This is a genomic window from Clostridium sp. UBA2485, from assembly GCF_002341865.1.
Lineage (GTDB): Bacteria > Bacillota > Clostridia > Clostridiales > Clostridiaceae > Clostridium_J.
Map to the genome: position 1 here is coordinate 1 of NZ_DDOV01000039.1, position 5,152 is coordinate 5,152.

Consider the following 5,152-nt stretch of genomic DNA (forward strand, 5'->3'; position numbering starts at 1 on the left):
ATCTGGTGATGATGGTCCTAAGGGTAACACCCCTTTCCATTCCGAACAGGCAGGTTAAGCCTTAGGACGCCGAGAGTACTGCAGGGGAGACCCTGTGGGAGGGTAGGTTGTTGCCAGGTAGTGCTAAGCTAAGTTTAACTTAGCTTAGTAATATGGTTCACTAGCTCAGTCGGTAGAGCACATGACTTTTAATCATGGTGTCCGGGGTTCGATCCCCCGGTGAGCCACCAATCCTTAGTACAATGTGTACTAAGGATTTTTTTATATTGTAAATAATGCATAATCAACTTAATAATTAATACTATAATTAAAGGATACTGTAGGGTTCCTTAATGGAAATTTAGCTTATGCATGATTTTAATTTTCATAATAAAATTTTTACAATGAATTAAAAATTAAGAATGAATAATGAAGAATTATGGTTAAAACTCCACCGTCAAAGTCTTTGGAGTTTTTTAAGATAAACTTCATTTTAGAAATTCACTAACAGTGAATTTCATCCTAAATTTTTCATTTTTAATTATTAATCCTTAATTTCTAAGGGGTTAATCTGTTTTTATAGAAAATTTATTTTCCAGAGTATATATTAAGTTTTCGCATTGTATCCCTATATAGGGTTTCTATATGAAAACTTAGAATTTCACCAATGAATTCTATATAAAAGATAAAATTAAGTTTTATTTTATAGGTATATTATTTAAAATATAATTTAGCGAGGAAAAAATTATGAATAAAAAATTAAAATGGTTTCTACTTATAGCATGGATGTGTATTATATTTTGGTTTTCACATCAGCCATCGATACAATCTGATGAACAAAGTTATTTGGTTATATCTATGCTTCGAACTATAGGAATAAATTTTAATGGTATTTTTGGAGAATTATCAAATTTCATAATTAGAAAGTTAGGACATTTCACAGAATATTTTATTCTTTATATACTTTTTTATAATGTATTAAAAGAATATTTTAAATTTAAAAGTAGCATTCTTTTAAGTATAGTATTTGTGTTTCTCTATGCTTGTAGTGATGAATTTCATCAATTATTTGTAATTGGAAGAGAAGGAAGTATAAAAGATGTTATATTAGATACTAGTGGCGGAATGATGGGTATGTTGATTGTATATATAAAAAATAAGATAAAATATGTTTCTACATTATAAATAGTTTTGAGTTATAATTTTTTCATAAGATAAGAATTACTAATGCAATATAATTTTCTATTATTAGGTTCATGAGAATCATAAAAGAAAGTCAGCATAATTATGACGACTTTCTTTTTATGATTTAATTTTAAGATAGACTTTCAATAAAGTCTTCTGAAGTATTTGTACTTATATTATTGTACATTTGTACATAAAACTTTAGGGGTTTTACTTTATCATAATTATCATTTTTGCATTTATAATTATTATTAGAATATAACTTTTAGTTTTTATGAATTTTAGTTCTTATGTAAGTAGAAGCTTATATATTATCATGTCCAGATTTCTTAAAACACCCTTTCAAAATTTTTACTATATAAAAATTATCTTCAATAATAAAACCTTTTCTCTCAAATCGAAACCTCTGTAAGTTAATTATAATCAAAAGGAAAACATTATAATTTATTTAGTAAGTTCCTTATATTCCCAATATAACTTATTTTTCATTGATTAATAGTTATTTAAATAGTTTTATTTTGTAGTATGCAGTAGTATTTTACATTACATAGGAATAAAAAAACATATTTAGTTAAAACTGAAATAAAGAAGTCTTTTAACTAATAAAATAGATTTATTACAAAAAATATATTAATAGCTTCTGTAATAAAGTTATATATTATGTTATTACCCATAAAGTTTATAGAATCGCTATAAAATAAGCATAATTAATGTTAGTTTTAGTATTTTTGTATTTATACATAAAAGAAAATGAAAATGGTAAAAATATAATTAAAATATTTTGGAGGCATTAAAATGAAAGACGAAAGAGAAAATGGTACTAAAAACCAAGCAAAGGAAATGATGATTGACGGTGAAGATTGGGGTAAAATCCAAAAAGAAACAAAATTAAGACAAAAAGATTTAAAGAGAATACAAAAGGAAATAAATGAAAAGTTTTAGAAGAATTTAGTAGCAGAGACTGATAGCAAATAAAAATGTTATCAGTTTTTGTTAAATTGCATTAATGTAAAGGAGGATAATAAATGAAATATGAAGTTTTACTAAATAATGAAGAGCTACTTAAACAATATGAAGATACTGTAAAAAAATTTAATCTAAATAAAAGAAGAGCTCTTATTAATTATTTTGTTTATTGGTGTGCGTTAACAAGTATAGATGCTAGAGTATGTGGTGCAATAATATTAAATTATTTAATAACCTTATCCTCCGTAAATAGTAATGAAATAAATATACTTAAAGAACTTTGTGATTCTATCAAATATACAATAGGAAAAGATAAATTATTAGAATGGGAAGAGGAAAGAGCTTATGACCAAATGAGTGATATTGCATTTATAGTAGAAAGCAAATTGAAACTTGATGACAAAATTAAAAACAATCAAGGTTGTGATTTACTTAAAAAAGGAATAAAATATAGGATAAAAGATTTAATTAATGAATTTATTTTAATTTTAAAAAAATACATTGATAAGATATTTAGATAATATAACAATTTGGGGGGAGTATTTTGACAAAAGTTGAGAAGTTATTAGAAATATCTAAAAAAGGCTTTGAGAGTAATGAAGAAATAGTACATTATATATATGGTGCTTATGAAAAGGTGTTTAATGGAAAAAGCACATTAAGGACAGGTATATTAATTGCAACTAATAAGAAAATAAGGTTTTGTAGTAAAAGATTTTTTACAGTATTTAATGATGTAGTTGAATATGAAGATTTATATAATGTAGAGCTGTCACAAGAAAAGTTTGGAGATAAAGTGTTTATTCATTGCAAAAAGCAATCTTGTTCTATGAGATTTGTAGAAGATCAAAATTTAATAAAATTTGTAGATTTTATTAAAGAAAACAAAGGAAAAAGAAAGCAACAGCTTAAAGACTAAAGTGTACCCTTTGTAAAGGACATTTTAAAAAAGACTATGCCGCATTAATAAGATGATTTCTGTATTGAACAGGAGTCATCTTTTTTAAGTTCCACTGATATCTATGATTGTTATAATAATCCATATAATTATCAATTTCATCTGTTAACTTTTCTAAAGTTTCTAAGTTTTTAAAATCAACCTCATCTTTAAAATGTCCAAAGAAAGACTCCTGCGGAGCATTGTCCCAGCAATTGCCACGCCTTGACATTGACTGTTTTAATCCGATTTCTTTTACTAGTTTCTGAAATTTAGGACTTGTATAATGGACTCCTTGATCCGAATGAATAAATGCTTCGCTGTGAAGTTTAACTGATTTATTTAGGCTAAGTTTTGTTATAGTATCTATCGCAATTTCAAGTGAAAGACTGTCGGAGACATTATATGCTAATATTTCGTTTGTTGAGGAATCTTTAATAGTTGATAAATATGCCCTCTTTCTATTTTTATAAGTTAAGTAAGTAATGTCTGTTAATAAAACTTTTCCTGGAGTATTTTGCTTAAATTTACGATTCAATAAATTTGGCATAACAGTATGTTCTTTTGTAGCATTCATCATCCTTCTATAAGGATTAGCTTTTCTAATAGGGCAAAAAATACTGTACTTTTTCATTATCCTTCTAATACGTTTTAAGTTATATACAACACCAAATTCATTTTCCAATACCATTTTAATTTGTCTTGCACCTTTTTTACGCTTCTTGAAAGTAAATGCTTTTAAAATATAGTATTTAGCAAGCTCATCATTAGCATTTCTGTTAGCTCTAAGTTCTTCTGATTTATTTGAAAAATATTTATAATAACCAGATCTAGATACTCCTGATAGCTCGCACAAATGACTTATCATATTTTTAAGTTTATATTTCTTAATAGTGGATCTAATTAACAAAAACTTATCTTCTGATGCCAAATTTACTTCTTTTTTAACATCCTCCTTCCTAACATATCTAACTTTTTTAGTAATTCATTTTCTGCTTGTAGTAATTTATTTTTAGCTTCAAGACGTCTATATTTTTCCTCTAAAGATAATTCTTTTTCAGTTGGTCTTCCAGTATTATACTTTCTTGTATCTTGTAATCCCATGACTCCGCCAGTTGCGTGTGCAGCACGCCATCTTTTTCCACATGATCTTACTCTTTCTATTCCTAAAATATCTACATTAAAACCACATTCTTCGAATATTTCTCTTGGGAATTTTCCAGCTTCATTTTTAGTTATAAAAATACTTTTAAACTCATCAGTATAGGTAATTGCCTTGTTGCTTACTTTTTTTTACATATTTATTTTTAGATAATATATCAATTTCTTCATTATTAAATAACTTAATACTCATAAACTAACTCCTCACTTGTTTTTTTAAAAATTATACATGAAAAAACCCTATAGGGTAGACTTTTTTTAAATTATCTACTCTATAGGGTACATTTTAGACCTATAAATTGTAGGTCTTTTTTTTATAGTGTGCCCAGCATGGGCAACAACTTGGTGGTGAAGGTCCACTACAGGCTTGGCAGTAGGAACGTTAGCTGAAGACAAGGGTGTCCACCGTGAGGTGGAATTTGAAAGAAGTCGGAGGCAAAATCCCGAACTGACGAACAGAAACTGTATAAGAGGCTGATGTGGAGCGGATGAGCTTGCTATACAAAGCAAAGTCCGATACTGCCCGAACTCCATGCAGTAAATGCAGCGGTTACATGGGATGAAGGTTGCTGCACCTTACCTGGGGAGGTCTAAATGATATGCTCTGTATGAGAATAAACTTTCTCACTTAGTAACCTATATCGAGAGGTATAGCTGAACATTTAGAAGTCAGTTCAAGTCATAGTACCGTATAAGCCTTTGCGAAAGTTTAGGTTAGGAAAGGACTTGACAATAAGTTAATAAGAGTCGTTAAGAGGGTAATTCATGCCTGAAAGCTGCCAACTGAAAAGGACTGCCTAACGGAGGATAGAGTGGAACTCGAAAGTAAAGGTTAGGAGTGCTTAGTGAATCCTACGCTTAATACGAAGATTAAATCTAATTGTTAACTTATTGAACCGCCGTGTACCGAACGGTACGCACGGT

The 5,152-nt window shown here is 28.2% G+C and carries 4 protein-coding genes, 1 tRNA gene, 1 rRNA gene and 1 pseudogene; 6 read left to right on the plus strand and 1 reads right to left on the minus strand.

Features of this window, described 5'->3' with window-relative positions:
• The first annotated feature begins 1 nt into the window (after position 1).
• From rrf to B3603_RS07415, 6 genes are all read left to right on the plus strand, one after another.
• Positions 2-119: ribosomal RNA gene (rrf, locus tag B3603_RS07390) — 5S ribosomal RNA — on the plus strand.
• A gap of 35 nt (positions 120-154) precedes the next feature.
• A tRNA-Lys gene (locus B3603_RS07395) sits at positions 155-230 on the plus strand.
• Between the two features lie 496 nt (positions 231-726).
• Complete coding sequence (locus B3603_RS07400) at positions 727-1,164, plus strand: VanZ family protein (protein ID WP_291562659.1); 438 nt, start codon at positions 727-729, stop codon at positions 1,162-1,164.
• A 795-nt stretch (positions 1,165-1,959) separates the two neighbouring features.
• On the plus strand, positions 1,960-2,106 hold the full coding sequence (locus tag B3603_RS07405; RefSeq protein WP_291562661.1) for a hypothetical protein: 147 nt from the start codon (positions 1,960-1,962) through the stop codon (positions 2,104-2,106).
• Positions 2,107-2,189: 83 nt separating this feature from the next.
• Positions 2,190-2,651, plus strand: a complete 462-nt coding sequence (locus tag B3603_RS07410; RefSeq protein WP_291562663.1) for a hypothetical protein — start codon at positions 2,190-2,192, stop codon at positions 2,649-2,651.
• Between the two features lie 23 nt (positions 2,652-2,674).
• Positions 2,675-3,049, plus strand: a complete 375-nt coding sequence (locus tag B3603_RS07415; protein WP_291562664.1) for a PH domain-containing protein — start codon at positions 2,675-2,677, stop codon at positions 3,047-3,049.
• A gap of 34 nt (positions 3,050-3,083) precedes the next feature.
• On the opposite strand, the pseudogene B3603_RS07420 reads toward B3603_RS07415, so the two are convergent.
• Positions 3,084-4,421 (minus strand): annotated as a pseudogene (locus tag B3603_RS07420) (IS3 family transposase).
• Positions 4,422-5,152: the final 731 nt, after the last annotated feature.

Excerpts from the sequence above, each read along its gene's own strand:
- B3603_RS07400 (WP_291562659.1), top strand. The coding sequence starts at position 727 with ATGAATAAAAAATTAAAATGGTTTCTACTTATAGCATGGATGTGTATT.
- B3603_RS07405 (WP_291562661.1), top strand. The coding sequence starts at position 1,960 with ATGAAAGACGAAAGAGAAAATGGTACTAAAAACCAAGCAAAGGAAATG.
- B3603_RS07410 (WP_291562663.1), top strand. The coding sequence starts at position 2,190 with ATGAAATATGAAGTTTTACTAAATAATGAAGAGCTACTTAAACAATAT.